This is a genomic window from Neobacillus drentensis (assembly GCF_036966985.1).
Taxonomy (GTDB): Bacteria; Bacillota; Bacilli; order Bacillales; family Cytobacillaceae; genus Neobacillus; species Neobacillus drentensis_E.
In genome coordinates this window covers 1-17,494 of the sequence record NZ_JBALSN010000023.1, presented here as the reverse complement: position 1 = coordinate 17,494, position 17,494 = coordinate 1, and the positions used below count along the sequence as shown (strand labels likewise).

Below are 17,494 nucleotides of genomic sequence, written 5' to 3'. Positions count from 1 at the left end.
AATGGAAAAAAGCCCAAAATCATAACCCTGCTTGAGTATATCTAAAATTAATACTAATTTTAGCACTCATTTTTATACTACGGTATTACAGATTTTTTTACAAGGATTGTGTTTTGCTAGAAGTATCTATTACTTTACAAAACTATATTTAGGAGGAATTACAAACGATGAGAAACTTTAAAATTTTTAACATAGTATTATTAATTTTAACTTTATGCTTTTTAGGTGCATGCAGCAACAATGAAAGCGCTTCTAATACTGGTAAAACAGATAACAAGTCTAATACTGAAAAAAAGCTAAAGATTGGTTTAACAGTTCCAAATTTAAGTAATCCATTCTTTGTAGCGATGTCTAAAGGGGCTAAAGAAGTTGCTTCTAAGTATAATGCTGAAGTAACGACTGTAAGTGCCGATCAAGATCTTGCTAAACAAACTGCACAAATTGAAGACTTTATCACAAAAAAAGTTGATTTAATATTATTAAGCCCATTTGATTCTGCTGGTATTGCTGGTGCAGTTAGTGAGGCAAAAGCAGCAGGTATTCCGGTTGTTGCTCTTGATGGATTTGCAGAAGGTGGGATTGACACAGTGGTTATGTCTGATAACATCCAAGCAGGTAAATTAGCTGCGGAGTACCTTGTAAAACAACTTAATGGAAAAGGTAATATTGTTATTATTGATGGTCCTCCTGTTTCAGCAGTGACAGAACGAATTAAAGGTTTTAACCAAGTAATTAAAAAATATCCAGATATCAAGGTTGTTGCTAAACAAAATGGTGAAGGGAATCGTGAAAAGGCTCTTACCGTAATGGAAGGTGCACTAACAGCAAACAAAAAAATCGATGCAGTATTTACAATAAATGATGAAGAGGCTGTTGGAGTACAAATTGCTCAAGAACAAGCTAGTAGACAAAATGAATTCTTTGTCGTAAGTGTTGACGGTGCGCCTTCTGCGGTTGATGCGCTGAAAAAAGGCGGAAGCTTTGCAGGTACTTCTGCGCAATTCCCGAATCAAATGGTTATTGATGGTGTTGCCTTAGCATTAAAAATCATTGACGGAAAGAAAGTTGACTCAAAAGTTCTTATTCCAACTAAATTTATCACAAAAGATAATGTTGATTCCTACAGTGGCTGGTAATTGATTTCCCTCTAGTGGAGGTAAAATATGGTGCTCTATCAGGAGCACTATATTTATACCCTAGTAAAATAGGGCTTAAAAAGAGACTTAGGGAGTGGCACTTATGGCAGTATTTCAGATTCAAGAACAAATAAATCGTCGTCTAGAAGAGAGTCAGTTACCCATCCTTAAGATGAAGGCGGTTACAAAGAGATTTTCCGGTGTCAAGGTGTTGCAAAACGTTAATATCGAACTCTATAAAGGAGAAGTTCATGCCTTGATGGGGGAGAATGGTGCAGGAAAATCTACTTTAATGAAGATCATGGCTGGAGTGTATCAGCCTGATGGAGGAACGATTGAATATAAAAGTCAAGAAGTACAATGGAATAATCCAATGGAGGCAAGAAATAAAGGGATCAGTGTTATTCACCAAGAAATAAGCCTTTCACCTAATTTGTCCATTGGTGAGAATATTATGATGGGGACAACATTTAAGAAAAATAGGCTGGGCCTAATAAATTGGAATGATATTTATGAAAATGCTGCCCAAGTATTAAAATCCATAGGGTCTTCCTTGGATCCTCGAGCGGATGTTTCCACTTTAAGTGTGGCCCAACAGCAAATGGTAGAAATAGCTCGAGCCTTATCACTTAATTCTGAGATTTTAATTATGGATGAACCGACGGCATCTCTGACAGATAAAGAAATAGAAAAGCTTTTTGGCATCATTGAAGAATTAAGAAGAAAAGGCGTAGCTATTGTTTATATCTCTCATCGAATGGATGAGATTTTTAGAATTTCAAATCGCTTTACAGTTCTTAGAGACGGTCATTGGGTTACAAGTGGACCAATTTCGGATACAAATCCTGAGAATCTAGTAAAACTTATGGTAGGAAGAGAGTTAAATGAGCTATTTGTAAGAGAAAGAATTAAAAGTAGTGTTAGGTCTGAACAAAAACCAGTCCTTGAGTTAAAAAATGTCTCTGACAAGAATTTTGTAAAGGGGATATCACTGAAAATCTACCCTGGTGAAATTGTGGGCTTAGCAGGCCTTGTCGGTGCGGGACGGACTGAGTTGGTAAGAACAATCTTTGGACTATCCGAACTGTCAGAGGGTCAAATAATTTTGGATGGCCAGCAGGTTCATATAAAAAGTCCTATTGACGCAATAAAACTTGGCATTGCTCATGTTCCTGAAAGCAGGAAGGAACAGGGGTTATTACCAAATTTATCCGTAAAAGAAAATATACTGATGGCACAATTACCAACCTATCGTAGATTTAAACTATTGCAGTATAAGCAAATGAATAGTGATGCGGATCGATACATTAAAGAACTTGGAGTAAGAACGGCATCAAAGGAACAAAATGTTATGGGCCTTAGCGGAGGAAATCAACAAAAGGTTGTTATTGCTAAATGGTTATCTATTGGTCCTAAAATACTGTTGCTTGACGAACCCACCCGTGGTGTAGACATAGGTGCAAAGACTGAGATTCATAAAATCATAAGTAAATTAGCAGAACAAGGGCTTGCTGTATTGATGATTTCTTCTGAATTACCAGAAGTATTAGGAGTTAGTGATCGGATTTTAGTGATTCATGAGGGGAAACTAAGAGCTGAACTATCTCGTGATGAAGCCACACAAGAAAAAATTATGTACTATGCTACAGGAGAGGTTAAATAATGAATACAAACTTACAAATGTCAAGTCCATCCGTAGTTTCATTCAAGGAACGGTCAAAACAGATTTTTAATCAGCTGGGCATGGTAATAATTCTTGCCTTATTAATCATAGTTATGATTATTTTTGCACCGAATTTCACAGACTCAAGTAATATCTTAAACGTACTAAAGCAGAGTTCAATCACTGCCATTTTGGCAGCTGGGATGACTTTAGTTATATTAACAGGAGGAATTGATTTATCGGTAGGCTCAACCCTTGCATTGAGCGGTGTTATTTCTGTATTACTATCAAATGCCGGAACTCCTCCAGTTATCGCTATGTTAGTAGGAGTTGCTGTAGGATATGTTGCTGGGGCTATTAATGGATTTTTAACAGCTGTACCTAAGTTGCCTGCCTTTATCGTGACGCTTGGAAGTATGACCTACCTGAGGGGGTTGGCTTATGTTATAACCGGCGGATATCCTGTAGTTTTGGCATCAAAGCAGTTCAAGTTCATTGGAGCAGGTGAAATTCTAGGGATTCCTACTCCTATTTATGTGATGGCAATAGTTTATATCGTCATGTTAATCGTTTTAAAGTATACGATGTTCGGGCGCCATGTTTATGCTATTGGCGGTAATGAAGAAGCTGCACATCTTACAGGGATTAAAGTTAATCGAACCCTGATTAATGTATATTCGATCAGTGGCTTATTGGCCGGTGTTAGTGGAGTTGTGATGGCAGGACGTTTGTTCTCAGGGCAGCCCATGGTAGGAATAGCATTTGAGCTAGATGCGATAGCAGCTGTCGTACTAGGTGGTACTAGTTTTGTAGGGGGACGTGGCCGTATACAAGGAACTATCATTGGGGTTTTGATTGTGGCTGTGTTAACGAATGGAATGACTTTGCTTAACGTGGATTATTACTGGCAGCAAGTTGTAAAAGGGATAGTTATTGTTATTGCCGTGCTTCTTGATAGATTACGAAGCAGAGCTTAAATTAGTTCTATTTCAAATAAAAAGCCAGAAGAGTAGTCTTCTGGCTTAATAAATTCTAGAATTTAGGAGAGGTTGAAATGGATGATGTAACAGCTCTTGGAGAGTTATTAATAGATTTTTAACTCCTTATAACTCTTCTCAGCCTGGCAAAGTTGTCTTTGAATGAAATCCTGGTGGTGCCCCGGCCAATGTATTAGCGGGCTTAACCAATGGAAGGCAACTAACCCTCATTATGGGCGTTGCCTTTTTTAGGTACTTTAACTTTAATGATTAACTAAAGAAAGTGTTCACACAATTGTAGAAAAGCTTTGGAAAAGTCTAAATTTATTTGAAATGTAATGTGATATTATTTTTTCTGTAGGGAGGCAGTAAAATGGAAACAATAATTACCTCTTCAAATTTTGGCGTTTCTGTCCTTCATAAATTTTCCCCATCAAAACAATGATCCCATAAATCCTTATAGAATGATAACAACTAATTAATTATTCCAACGTTTCTGCACACCTCTTAATTGAATCTTCACATTTTTCTTCCTGACCATTCTTTTTCCATCCTTATCTTTCAGCCCTCAATCTATAAACAAACTTGAAAGGAGTGATAAGCGATGTAAACTACTTATTTACATTTATAAGATTTCTATGGCCAAGTATCTTATTTCTGGTTTACAAATTAATATTTAAAGGAGAATAAATAAATGGGTCATGATATATCAGGATACAATAAAGCAGGAGAAGAAATTGCTTATGCACGTTTTAGCATGGGGAATTATAATGCAACCATACTGTATAGTTTACTTGATGCAAATAATTACTATGCAGGAGTTAGTGGATCTGGCGGCAGTGCTACTTTTTCAATACAACAAATTGAAAAGGCTTTGAATGCCTACAAGAAATTATATAATAATGATGATTCCAAATCAGAAAGTGATTTGATAAATTGGGATAAAAACCAAATCAAGAATTTTATACTAAACTGTTTAGCAACAGCACGAAAAGAAAAGAATGTAAGAGTGTATTTTGGCTAAAATTTTTTAAGACTGTTTGCTGAATTCCTCCATTTCGCGACTTATCCTTATAACAATATAATACTACTTTCATATGTAACAATATGCCATGCATCCCCAGACCATTTTCTGAATTTCTTTTATCCCACAAAAAACACCTACTAAACTTAAACACTTAAGGGTCATCCCATACTAATTAAAGGGCGCTTTTCTTGAAGAAAGAAGGCGTCTTTTTGTATGGACCAAATTAATTTAAGAGGCTAATAAAATACAAATATGATGCAAAATGAATAGAATGTTCATTTGAAGTTGTGCTAATATGGCAATACTAGATTTAGAGAAGGGGGAGGATATCCGATGAAGATAAATCAATTAATTGCCAACAATATTAACCGTTTAGATGCTGTCTTGCCGGAAGATCAGACGCTCGGAATAGCAGGTTTGTCCGGATCTGGTAAAACCACTTTTTGTCAAACCATTGGTGAAGAATCCAAGAAGCGTCTCGTTTCCTTATTGCCTAAGGCTGAATACCAGTATTTGTTTCCTAATATAATGGAAACAAATTTTAGTGCCATCAAGATGGAAGACATGCCTTTAGTTCTTTTCCTAGGGAAATCATCGATTTCTTCTAATCCGCGTTCAACGATTGGCACACATACTGGTGTTTTTAAAGAGATTCGCGTTAGGCTTGCTGAAAAATTTCATCTTTCGCCAGAAGTTTTTTCCTTTAATAATGCATTAGGCTGGTGTCCTGAGTGTAAAGGACGCGGTACGACCAAAAATGTTGAATGTAAAAAGTGTGAGGGCAGGCGCTATAATCCGGAAGTTGAACAAAAAAGAATAGAATTGTGGAATCAGCCACATAGTATTTCCGATATCAACAATTTAAGCATTGAAGCGATTTTTTCCCTTTCAGAGGAATTACATATTAGTGAAGCGAAACAACATATTCTTAAAAATATTATCAATATGAATATTGGTTATTTAACATTAAATCGGATCATGGGTACCTTGTCAGGTGGGGAAATAACACGGCTCTACTTGGCTGAATTCATGGCAGCTAGTGAAAATACTGTGATTATTATTGATGAAATCTCAGTGGGTCTAGACCATCAAACCCTATTGAAAATTTTAGAACAGATTAAACAATTGGGTTATAAGAATCAGATTTGGCTAATTGATCATTCTGATACGGTGCTAGATACAGCCAACACGCAATTGTTCTTTGGACCTGGCAGTGGTAAATACGGCGGGAAAATTGTCGAAGAATCGCCTCGTCCAAAACCTGTTTTTTGGGAACGAAATCAGGCAATGCCAACAGAATACTATCAATTTCAAAATCTTTACTGTCGCAATATTCAAATGGATGAAATTCAGATTCCAAAAAATAGACTTGTAACCTTTACGGGTGAATCTGGATGTGGTAAATCGACCCTTGTCAATGAGTGTATCTCTAAGGATTTTCTAAAGCGATATCCAAAAGATAAACTAGTCATGGTAGGGCAGGATCGAAACCAATCGATTACCAGCCGGTCAACCGTTGCGACGTTTCTTGATATTAAAAGGAAACTCACCAAATACAGCGACGAAATTGATGATATTTTTCAGCGCTCCATTGAAGACATTATTGAGGACCTTCCAAATGAAGACATCGCTCATAAACGCTTGAGCTTATTAATCAAACTTGGACTTGGGTATTTAACACTGGAAAGGAAAACACAAACCTTATCGACCGGTGAATTTCAATGTGTTCATTTAGTTTCTGAGCTGTTTTCAAACGCAAGAAACCCACATACCCTGTTTATTTTTGACGAGCCTTCAAAGGGGTTATCACAAAATATTTTAAACCAATTCATTGATAGTATCAGAGGAATACTAAAAGATGAATCTATCTCCATCATGATGATTGAACATAATGCCTATATGCTAGAAAGCTCAGATTTTATCGTTGATTTTGGGAAAAGACAGCTAGAACCTGTAAGGTATCTTGATGTTGTCAGTCATGATGATTATTTTCGTCAACATAATAGGACAAATAGTGTTGCTCCCTTGCATATTTCCTCAACACTAGAATCAAAGAAAGCTATTAACTATCTAAAAGAAAATCATATTAGCTATTTTAAAAACGCAGAAAACATCTATAAAGGCGGTATTTTGAAAAGCCTATCATCAATGGCCCGTTTGATTTATGGTGAATATGAATCTGATAAAATCGCACCCGTTATCGCGATTGATCTTGAAAGACACTTGTACAGTCAATATAGTTTTCTCTATGAAATGGGTGGATTGATCAACCACATTGTGGCTGCACATCCAACCAATAAAGATACAAAGAGCTTCGATTTCTTTAGTCAAGAAAATCATTGTCCAAGCTGTTCTGGTCGCCTAGAAATTGAAAAATTTGATTTTGATGTGGTGATTCAAGACAAAACAGTGCCATTTTGGGATGGCTTATTACATCCGGACGTAATGGAAGTATTAAAATATTATCAATATCCGAAATTGCAATTCCTTTTTGATGAGATCAAGAATGAACTTGGTCAAGATATTAGTAAAAGCTACAATGAGATGACAGATGCTGAAAGACATACTTTTTTATACGGCTATTGGGAAAAGTCATTTTATGATAAAGCAGGCAAGCGCAGAGAAAATGGGAAGGCTTCAATACCATCATTGGGCGGTATATGTTCATTTCGAAATCCATTATTAAAGAGCATATGAAAGCATCAAAAGAGATGATTACCTGTCCAATCTGTCAAGGAACCGTGCTAAACCACCATAAAAAACTAAAGTTTGGTGACACGGATATTCGTGAGATTATTCATCAACCTATTGATCAGGTCATAAAAACAGTAGGAAAGTTACCAGAACTTGAAAAACTAAAAGCAATTGTTGGCGGCGAGATGGTACTTACGGAAGATGTCTCCTTACTTCCTAGGGAAACACAAGTATCGCTGAAAATGCTTGAATTGGAACTAGCAAGCTTCGCCGGTTATGAAATGGTATTACAAAATGTTTTACCAATCTGGGATAGAATTAAAGGAAATATCGAGGCAATAAGCAGCAAAAATCTGATCACAATCTGTGATTTTGCCAATATTGACGAAACTAGAGAAACCATTATTGATAAGTATTTCACCAATGGAAAATACAAAAAACTAACATATGTCTATGAAGCGTTTGGTTACAAAAAAATTGTTACCCAAATTAATAAGATTAAAGCGAGTCATCCGTGTCCATTTTGTAAAGGAAAGAAAGTAATTTCTGAAGATAATCTCCATGATGGCGTGTTTAAATTAACAATTCCATGTGTGAGTTGTCATGCGAGCGGCATCAATGATGAGGGTCGAAGGGAAATAGTCGAGGGCATACCAGTACAAACATGGCTAACTGGTAACGTAAGTGATGTTGTTGCTGATAGTTTACTCACTGAGGCTGTTGCGGATATTCCCATTTTCAATCGTATTCGTGAGTTGAATAAGCGAGAAATGATGGCGGTTTATCAATGTCTTGAGCAAAATAATTAAATTCTAAGGATGTTAATCTGACCATTTATCAGAAAATTATGTACTTCAAATTACTAATATGTTATAGTTAGTGAAAATTCCATATCGTGTAAGAATTGGTGCCAAGCTAAGGCTTGGCTTAAAAGGGAAGAACGGTGTAATTCCGTCGCTGTCCCGCAACTGTAAATCGGAGTGAATCACAAATACCACTGTCTATACGACGGGAAGGTGTGAGGAACTATGATGATGAGCCAGGAGACCTGCCAAATTCCAGTACACACCAAATACCTACGTGGAAATAGGTGGTGACATTCATTTGTACGACAAACGAGTTATGAGTAGCATTGTTTATGCATGCTATTTAGCTAAACTTTAACTTGATTGTAAAGCCGTTTCCATTATGTGGAGATGGCTTTTTTGTATTTGGGAATTTTGTAACTATAAAAAGGAGGAATGAAAAATGAATTTAGTTAGTACAGCGATTGGTTACCCGTATATTGGTGATAACCGGGAGTGGAAACGGTGTCTAGAATCTTATTGGAAGACAGCGATATCAGAGGAGCAATTTAGTTTAGAGATGAAAACGATTCGCTTAAATAATTTGAAGCGCCAGCAATCATTAGGCTTGGATTTACTAACAGTTGGAGATTTTACCTTTTATGACCGGATGCTAGACCATGCGGCAATGTTCGGAATGGTTCCCAATCGTTATCAGTGGAAAGGCGATGAAATAAATCTATCAACCTATTACGCAATGGCACGCGGGGCAAATGATGTAGTGGCTAGTGAAATGACAAAGTGGTTTAACACCAACTATCACTACATCGTTCCTGAGTATGAAGGCCAGTCATTAAGATTAACGAAGAATTACATATTAGATTATTTTCTAGAAGCCAAACAGGAATTAGGTCTAATTACAAAGCCTACCTTAATTGGTCCGTTTACTTTTGTGAAATTAGCAAAAGGATACGATGCCAAATCGAAAGCATTGTTTATTTTAAAACTTCTACCACTCTATGCACAAGTATTGCAGCAACTTGTAAATGCAGGCGCTCAGTGGATTCAAGTGGAAGAACCCGCACTAGTCCTTTCACTTACAGCAGATGATGTAAAACTAGTCCAAGAGATTTACAAACAATTAGCAGAACAAGTACCAGCTGCCAGAATCATGTTACAAACCTATTTTGAAGGATTATCAGCGTATGAAGAACTATCTCAATTACCGGTTGCAGGGATTGGTCTTGATTTCATCCATGGTTCCGAAGAGAATATGGCCTCACTTCGAAAATACGGCTTTCCACAAGACAAAGTATTAGGAATTGGCATCATAAATGGACGGGATATTTGGCGGGCAAATTTGGCTGAAAAAGCATTCAATATAAAAGCTGTTTTATTATTAAGCGATGTAAAAGAGGCTTGGATTCAGTCTTCATGTAGTTTACAGCATGTACCTGTGACGACGAAGGTAGAAACCCGTCTAGATGCCACATTAAAAAATGCCCTATCATTTGCTGAAGAGAAAATGGTAGAGCTAACACAGTTAACAGCCTATGTGTGTGACGAGGCGTGGACGGGAAATAAGAGCGTGTCAGAAAGTATGAAAGCGACTCAAGCATTAGAACAGCATGAGGCGAGGAAAAATGCACGGGTGAAGGAGCTTGAATTACAAGTAAAACCCGAACATTTTACACGTCCATTGACATTTAAAGAACGCCAGTCTTTGCAGAAAGAGGCATTAAACTTACCAGAATTTCCAACCACAACAATTGGCAGTTTCCCTCAGTCGGATCTAGTAAAACGTAAACGTACGGCTTGGCGGAAAAAAGAACTCACCAACGCTGAATATGCAGTGTTCTTGAAGGAGGAAACAGCTCGTTGGATTCAAATTCAAGAAGAGATTGGACTGGATGTTTTCGTACATGGTGAATTTGAGCGAACAGATATGGTTGAGTACTTTGGAGAAAAGCTAGAAGGTTTTGCCTTTACAGAAAAAGCATGGGTGGTATCCTATGGTTCACGCTGCGTAAAACCACCAATTATTTATGGTGATGTCGAGTGGGTCGCCCCAATGACCGTGAAGGAGGTAGAAGCGGCCCAGCAATTAACGTCTAAGTATGTGAAAGGGATGTTAACAGGTCCTGTCACCATCTTAAATTGGTCTTTTGTCCGTGATGATATTTCTCGTGAACAAGTAGCCAACCAACTAGCCTTAGCGCTGAGAGAGGAGATACAAGCATTAGAAGATGCAGGCATTGCCATTATTCAAGTAGATGAACCGGCATTACGCGAAGGATTGCCATTACGCAAAGAAAAGTGGGTGGACTATTTGGCATGGGGGATCAATGCCTTTAAGTTAGCCACTTCCAGTGTGAAGAATGAAACACAAATTCATACACATATGTGTTACTGCGAGTTTAATGACTTTATTGAGCCTATTCGTGCCCTTGATGCAGATGTTATTTCAATCGAAACGTCTAGAAGTCATGGGGAGCTGATCCAATCTCTTAAGCAAAATCCATATGAACTTGGGATTGGTTTAGGAGTGTACGATATTCATAGTCCCCGAGTGCCAAGTGTAGAAGAGATTAGTGCGATATTAAAAGATAGTGTCGAGGTTATTCCAAAAGAACAATTCTGGGTGAATCCAGATTGTGGTTTAAAAACACGTCATGAAGAAGAAACCATTGCATCTCTTAAAAATATGGTGACTGCTGCCCGGAAACTCCGCCAAAAACTGCATCAAACGGTTTAAATAATAAGAGCCTTTTCCATTTTTAGAAAAGGCTCTTTGGGTTGTTTAATTAAATCTCACCACCTAGGCAAATGTGCATAAAATAATGGAAGCACAAAAATGGAGGTGTGATGTTCCCGAATGATGTTCAATCATTATTATAGAAATAATCCGTTCGATGTTTATAGACAATACAAGCAATTACAGGCTCAAAACGAACAATTAAGAAAAAGAATAAAGGAATTAAAGGGACTTTTAAGGAATCAGAATTTAAGGGCGAATGACCAAAACTGGGAAATGCATTTAGCTGACCAAGGAAATACCAATTATTCTAGTGCAACCTTACCCTCTGATTTGACGTTATTGACATTAAAGAAAGATCCATTTAATAATGCATCTGCCCTTTTTAGTGTGAATCAAAATCAACTATATTCAGTTGAACGAATCTCGAAAAAAATACTCTCTGCCACCGACTTGGACACTTATAAAGAGAGATGGAATTTTTCAATAGAAGAACAGAATGGGTTTCTTGACTTGATAGCAAGAGACGGAGTGATTTACGCTTCAACGATGACAAAAGTTTATGCGATTAGAGATAACGGAAACGCTCCACAAACACTTTGGACCGTTGATAGCTTTGCGAATCGTCTCTTAATTGACCAAAATACTTTATTTTTTTTAACAAGAACCACCGACGGCTTGGATGCAATTGGTACAGTAGATGTAAATACGGGTCAAAAGAAATGGAATTATCCCCTTAAATTCCAAGAGAAGTTGGAAGGAGTTTTCGCTGCCGGTGATAACCGACTGTTTGCAAATATAAGGAATCCAGTTCAAATGACATCCAAAATGTATACATTCGACACCTCCACAGGAACGGTGCTTTGGACTTTTAATCTTGACTCAAGTTTGCCTATATATGGGGCCACTGTCTATAAAGACGGGAAGCTTTACTTCGAAACGAAACCGGCGACGACAAGAAATATTTGGGCATTGGATGCTGCAAGCGGAAGAACATTATGGAAGTTTAGCCCTTCGGGAATGTTTACACAACCTTTATCTGTAACGAGTGATTCTTTAATTATCTTAGATGAGACCAATATAATTGCGGTAGACAAAAATACCGGAGTGCAAAAATGGAAGACCTTGTATGCAGAACAGTTTGTTGCTGGTGGACTTCAGACCGTAAAAGGGTCAAGTGGAATGGTCGCAGCCTCTGATAAAATTATTTTGGCAAATTACAACAAAATAAAATTCTTTAATACTGCAAATGGTCAGCTTATTTATTCAACTCTTCAGCTGGCACCAACTACTGGAGCATCTGGCTTGCGGCCAATCGGCGTCATCAAAGATACGATTTTTGTAACAGAAACTAATCAATTTCTATACACGTACGCCGTGCCAAAAACATCCCAGTTAGATACAGAAAAGCCAACGGCAACAATCGATTTACCAGCAGTCAGCCAGCTTTCTATGCAGGATGGGAAGAACCAAATTAAAATTCCCATTACCATCAGTGAAACGGCAGATATGGATGTAACCATTATTGATGAAAGCGGCCAGCTAGTTCAGACCATTGGGTGGGGACGCCACTTGAAGGGTACATCCAATTTTTATTGGGATGGAAAAAACAGCCGTGGCTTTAACGTTATCCGTGGAAACTACTATCCAGTAGTAAAACTCACAGATCTCGCAGGAAATAAGAATGAGTATACAGCCCGAGACAAATTAATCCAGATAACAGAAGGATTTGGTCTAACCCTGAAAAATTCCAACTTGCGCTCGGCAGCCACCACTCAAAGCACCATACTAACAACAATCCCTGCTGGTTCAGAAGTGGTTATAACTGGAGAAACAGGTGATTGGTATCAGATTGAGTACAGGATTATCAGCGCGGTTCTAAAAGGATATGTCTCCAAGCCATTAATCAAAGTTCCATCCAATCAGGAGATTCAAGCAATCGAAAATGCTAAGACAAGGACAAACGTCAATGTTAGAACCAATCCTGGAACTCAATATGATACAAAGTTTGTGCTCCCGATAAATACAGATATAAAAATATATTCCGCAATTGGAGACTGGTATTCAATAGAATACAAGAAAGATATCAATACTCTGGATTCTGGGTATGTAGCAAAATTTACCGTAACCCTTCCAACAGTATCAATTGTTGTATACACTGTTGTTGCTGGTGATTCTCTTTGGAAAATAGCCCAGAAGTATGGTGTAACGATTGACTCCATCGTCAAAGCCAATAACCTCGATCCCAATCAACCAATCTATATTGGACAAAAACTGACCATAGTGAAATAATCTTTTTTCATGTATAGGTGAAGGCAGAGTATATATGAAAGGGATGTATAAGAATTTATTTGACATTTCTAATTGAAGTGTTAACATTATCCATGCAAGGGGATTTATATAAATGAATAGATAACAATCCGCTAGAGGTGCCTTTTTAAAAGGCTGAGATTGAAGTGATACTTCGGGACTCTATGAACCTGATCTGGGTTATACCAGCGTAGGGAAGTGGAAACATGGATATTTGAAGAAACATGTTTATATTTCAAATTATCAACCACTTTCTTATCAAAAGGAAGTGGTTTTTTGTTTTTCACTTTATTTCATTGAGATTCGGAATCTTGATTATAGGGGGTGACTTGTATTTTAACTAGTGTTAAAGAGTTACATATTATATCCAATGGTAAAATGCCGATCGAGCAGCTATGTGAAATTATCATGGATATTCACCCATATGTAACCGCGATTCACTTACGAGAAAAACAAAAAACAGCGAGGGAGCTTTTTCAAGCAGTTGAACTATTAACCACGACAAACTTGCCACTATCAAAGATTATTATCAATGATCGAGTGGATGTTGCCTTAGCTACAAAGGCTGGTGGGGTTCAATTAGCCTTTCATAGTTTAGATGCAGCCATTGTAAAAGGGAATTTTCCTCAGCTTAAGGTAGGAAGTTCCATCCATTCCTACGAGGAAGGACAAAAGGCAAAAGAGAAGGGTGCTAATTACGTGCTTTTCGGCCATGTCTTCCCTTCACAATCAAAACCAGGAATGACCCCTAAAGGTCTTGAGGAATTATCAAGGATCACACAATTAGAGGTTCCGGTAATTGCCATTGGAGGCATAACCCCCGAGAATACGGGGCGGGTACTAAATGCTGGGGCAAAAGGAATCGCGGTCATGTCAGGAGTATTAGAAGCTCACGATCCATTTTTAGCAGTAAAGGCTTATATAAATGTTTTAAGAGATGGAGATGGAACAAGTGGAAAATTCATTTGATGTTGCCATTATTGGAGGAGGGATTAACGGATCCTCTATTGCCTATCAACTATCAAAAATGAGAAGAAAAGTAATCATAATTGAGAAGGAACGATTGGCTTGCCAAGCTTCCAGTGCGGCTGCCGGTATGCTGGCAGCACAAGCTGAGATTGAACAAGATGGCCCTTTATTCCAGATGGCATTAAAGAGTCAAGCAATGTTTTCTACTCTATCAAGCGAGCTATATGAATATACTGGAATTGATATCGAGTTTGTGAATAAAGGAATGCTGAAAATTGCAGAAACGGAAGAAATAGCAGTAGAAGTAAAAAAACAGGTTAGCTATCAAAGGAATTGGGATCCAACGATAAAATGGCTGGATGGAAAGGTATTACGAGAAATGGAACCGTCTTTAGCACCAAGTGTTGCTGGAGGGATGTATCTCCCCAACGATGGACATGTGCAGCCAGCAAAGTTAACACAAGCGTTTGCAAAAGGGGCGGTTTATTTTGGAGCGGAAGTACGTGAAAACACGGAGGTCCTTTCTTTTATTTTTGAAAACGATCAGGTTAAAGGGGTTAAAACGACCAATGGTGTCATACATAGTGAACAAGTTGTCGTGGCCACCGGAGCTTGGGCGGCGAAATTAATGCGTGAATCTGGGCTAGACATTAGCGTTTATCCTGTTAAAGGAGAATGCTTTTCCGTTCGAACGGAGGAACCGATTATTAACACGACTATTTTTTCTGATAAACGCTGTTATCTGGTACCAAAACGAAATGGGGAAATTTATATTGGTGCTACCATGATTGAAAATACCTTTGATAACAAGGTTACACCCGAAGGGATTGCTTCATTAATAGAAAGAGCGACTCAATTAGTTCCTCAGATTAAAGAAGCAGCATGGGAGCGAGTGTGGTCAGGATTCAGACCGCAGACAGGCGATGGAATCCCCTATATTGGCGAGCATCCAAGATGGAAGAGATTGTTCGTTGCAGCAGGGCATTTTCGAAATGGGATTTTATTAAGCCCTATTACAGGGAAAATAGTAGCTGACCTATTAGCAGGTGGACAGCAAGATGAGGCACTTCTCGCAGCTTTTCACCTTGAAAGACACAAAGAGACAGTTGGTTAGGAGATTAAAAATGGAAGTAATATTAAATGGTGAGTATATCCAATTACCAGAGCATGTCGTATTTGTTTCAGATGTTCTCAAGCATTATGAAATCCATCAAAAGTGCGTTGTCGTGGAAGTGAACGGTGAAATCTTAACTAAAATAGATCACCAAAGTACTAGATTATCAGATAAAGATCGAATTGAAATAGTCCATTTTGTAGGAGGCGGTTGACATGTTAAAAATAGGTTCATTATCCTTTCAATCTCGTTTGTTTCTAGGAACGGGAAAGTATCCAAGCTATGAAATCCAAAAGGAAGCAGTGGAAGTTTCCGAAGCTGAAATCCTCACGTTCGCGGTAAGACGAATGAATATTTTTGAATCAAGTCAGCCGAATTTTTTAGAACAGCTAGACACCAATAAATATACGCTACTGCCTAATACAGCAGGTGCGAAAACAGCGGCAGAGGCCGTCCGTATCGCAAAATTAGCAAAAGCATCTGGCCTATGCGATATGATTAAAGTGGAAGTGATTGGATGTGATAAAACATTACTTCCTGACCCGATTGAAACCCTAAAGGCGACAGAAGAATTAGTGAAGGAAGGATTTATTGTCCTCCCTTATACCTCAGATGATGTTGTTTTAGCTAGGAAACTTCAAGAAGCTGGCTGTCATGCTGTCATGCCAGGGGCCTCGCCAATTGGATCTGGTCAAGGTATCATCAATCCCGTAAACCTTAGCTTTATTATCGAACAAGCCGTCGTTCCTGTTATTGTGGATGCTGGAATTGGCTCACCAGCCGATGCGGCTTTAGCGATGGAATTAGGAGCCGATGGCGTCTTATTGAATACGGCTGTGTCAGCGGCCAAGGATCCAGTAAAAATGGCAAAAGCAATGAAATTAGCGATTGAAGCTGGGCGATTAGGCTATGAGGCCGGCCGAATCGAGAAAAAGAGATATGCCACAGCAAGCAGTCCAAAAGAAGGAATGAGTATCGGGTGATTAATCGGTACTCACGACAAGAACTTTTTTCACCCATTGGAAAAGACGGGCAGCAGCGAATTTCCGATAAACATGTACTCATAATTGGAGTGGGAGCACTCGGATCAGCTTGCGCCGAAGCACTTGCCCGCGCTGGAATTGGTAAACTAACCATTGTTGATCGTGATTATGTAGAATGGTCCAATTTACAGCGGCAGCAGTTATATACAGAAGAAGATGCTAAAAATCGAATTCCTAAAGTAATAGCGGCCAAAAACCGCTTAATAGCCATTAACTCTTCTATGAAAATTGAGGCAATCATTGCAGATGCCTCTGTATCAGAGCTGGAAGACTTGGCCAAAAAAGTTGATCTTATTATCGATGCAACGGATAATTTCGAAACAAGAATGATCATTAACGATGTATCCCAAATGTATGGTATCCCATGGATTTACGGTGCTTGCGTTGGAAGCTACGGAATCTCCTACACGATCATTCCTGAAAAAACACCTTGCTTTTCTTGTTTAGTAGAAACCGTTCCTCTTGGAGGATTAACCTGCGATACAGCTGGAATTATTAGTCCAGCTGTTAACATGGTCGTTTCATTTCAAATAAGTGAAGCATTGAAAATTTTGGTTGGCGACTCGGATTCATTGCGAAATAAACTTGTTTCTTTTGATTTATGGAAAAACCAATATAGTTCCATACAAGTAGATAAGTTGAAAAAGAGGGATTGTCCTTCTTGCGGGGAGGAACGTACTTACCCTTATTTATCATTCGAAAATCAAACAAAGACAGCTGTCCTATGTGGAAGAGATTCAGTTCAGATACGTCCTTCGATTCCAATTATTCGTGATTTGGAGGCTTTAGAAAAAATATTGGCCATTCAAGGGGAAACGGTGGTACAACGAAATCCATACCTTTTATCCTATACGGTGAATCCTCATCGATTAGTCTTTTTTAAAGACGGAAGGGTTTTGGTACACGGAACGAAGGATATTTCCACAGCAAAGGCGCTATACCATAAATACTTGGGTTAATAAAAAAGCAAATTGCCTAAATGAAAAAATTAATTGAATATTTTTACAAATGAGTATAATAT

At 38.2% G+C, this 17,494-nt stretch carries 11 protein-coding genes, 1 pseudogene and 2 riboswitches; all 12 genes and pseudogenes read left to right on the top strand.

Going from position 1 to position 17,494, the window contains the following annotated elements:
- The first annotated feature begins 167 nt into the window (after window positions 1-167).
- Entirely contained in the window at window positions 168-1,136 is a 969-nt protein-coding gene (locus tag V7659_RS01390; protein WP_335537613.1) for an ABC transporter substrate-binding protein, read from the top strand.
- Between the two features lie 103 nt (window positions 1,137-1,239).
- Window positions 1,240-2,799 carry a sugar ABC transporter ATP-binding protein gene (locus tag V7659_RS01385; protein WP_335537611.1) on the top strand — a complete coding sequence of 520 codons (1,560 nt, stop codon included), beginning with the start codon at window positions 1,240-1,242 and terminating at the stop codon, window positions 2,797-2,799.
- Complete coding sequence (locus V7659_RS01380; protein WP_335537609.1) at window positions 2,799-3,776, top strand: ABC transporter permease; 978 nt, start codon at window positions 2,799-2,801, stop codon at window positions 3,774-3,776. The genes V7659_RS01385 and V7659_RS01380 overlap by 1 nt, the downstream gene beginning before the upstream one ends.
- A 694-nt stretch (window positions 3,777-4,470) precedes the next feature.
- Window positions 4,471-4,800 (top strand): hypothetical protein, encoded by a 330-nt coding sequence (locus V7659_RS01375; RefSeq protein ID WP_335537608.1) that lies wholly within the window; start codon window positions 4,471-4,473, stop codon window positions 4,798-4,800.
- Window positions 4,801-5,136: 336 nt separating this feature from the next.
- Window positions 5,137-8,306: pseudogene (locus V7659_RS01370) on the top strand (ATP-binding cassette domain-containing protein).
- Between the two features lie 79 nt (window positions 8,307-8,385).
- Window positions 8,386-8,567, top strand: a riboswitch (cobalamin riboswitch).
- 178 nt (window positions 8,568-8,745) lie between these two features.
- On the top strand, window positions 8,746-11,037 hold the full coding sequence (metE, locus tag V7659_RS01365) for a 5-methyltetrahydropteroyltriglutamate--homocysteine S-methyltransferase (RefSeq protein WP_335537606.1): 2,292 nt from the start codon (window positions 8,746-8,748) through the stop codon (window positions 11,035-11,037).
- Window positions 11,038-11,157: 120 nt separating this feature from the next.
- On the top strand, window positions 11,158-13,329 hold the full coding sequence (locus tag V7659_RS01360) for an SH3 domain-containing protein (protein ID WP_335537604.1): 2,172 nt from the start codon (window positions 11,158-11,160) through the stop codon (window positions 13,327-13,329).
- Window positions 13,330-13,452: 123 nt separating this feature from the next.
- A riboswitch (TPP riboswitch) is annotated at window positions 13,453-13,561 on the top strand.
- A gap of 110 nt (window positions 13,562-13,671) precedes the next feature.
- Entirely contained in the window at window positions 13,672-14,316 is a 645-nt protein-coding gene (gene tenI / locus V7659_RS01355) for a thiazole tautomerase TenI (protein ID WP_335537602.1), read from the top strand.
- A complete protein-coding gene (gene thiO / locus V7659_RS01350; RefSeq protein WP_335537601.1) occupies window positions 14,291-15,430 on the top strand; it encodes a glycine oxidase ThiO in 1,140 nt (379 codons plus the stop codon). The genes tenI and thiO overlap by 26 nt, the downstream gene beginning before the upstream one ends.
- Window positions 15,431-15,440: 10 nt before the next feature.
- A complete protein-coding gene (thiS, locus tag V7659_RS01345) occupies window positions 15,441-15,644 on the top strand; it encodes a sulfur carrier protein ThiS (RefSeq protein ID WP_335537600.1) in 204 nt (67 codons plus the stop codon).
- 1 nt (window position 15,645) lies between these two features.
- On the top strand, window positions 15,646-16,413 hold the full coding sequence (locus V7659_RS01340) for a thiazole synthase (protein ID WP_335537597.1): 768 nt from the start codon (window positions 15,646-15,648) through the stop codon (window positions 16,411-16,413).
- A complete protein-coding gene (locus tag V7659_RS01335) occupies window positions 16,410-17,432 on the top strand; it encodes a thiazole biosynthesis adenylyltransferase ThiF (RefSeq protein WP_335537595.1) in 1,023 nt (340 codons plus the stop codon). The genes V7659_RS01340 and V7659_RS01335 overlap by 4 nt, the downstream gene beginning before the upstream one ends.
- The last annotated feature ends 62 nt before the right edge of the window (window positions 17,433-17,494 follow it).